This is a genomic window from Microvirga brassicacearum, from assembly GCF_008757455.1.
In the GTDB taxonomy this organism is placed as follows: domain Bacteria; phylum Pseudomonadota; class Alphaproteobacteria; order Rhizobiales; family Beijerinckiaceae; genus Microvirga; species Microvirga brassicacearum.
In genome coordinates this window covers 43,876-44,164 of record NZ_VCMV01000037.1, presented here as the reverse complement: position 1 = coordinate 44,164, position 289 = coordinate 43,876, and the positions used below count along the sequence as shown (strand labels likewise).

1 protein-coding gene is annotated in these 289 nt (G+C 64.4%); it reads left to right on the top strand.

Going from position 1 to position 289, the window contains the following annotated elements:
* Positions 1-289: aldehyde dehydrogenase family protein (locus tag FEZ63_RS19195; protein ID WP_150947503.1), on the top strand; the 289-nt coding region annotated here is incomplete at both ends.

Here is a 289-nt window from a genome sequence, read left to right as displayed (position 1 = left end):
GGAGGCCAAGCGCATCGACGGCGACATCATCCCACAGGCGCGCGCCGATCAGCGGATCTTGGTGCTGAAGCAACCGGTTGGGGTTTGCGCCGCGATTACGCCGTGGAATTTTCCAAACGGCATGATTACGCGCAAGGTCGGCCCCGCGCTTGCAGCTGGCTGCACGATCGTGCTGAAGCCCGCGGCGCAGACGCCTCTTTCGGCTTTCGCACTGGCGGTTCTGGCCGAGCGGGCAGGGGTACCGAAGGGTGCATTCTCGGTCATCACCGGCGACGCAAAACCGATCGGT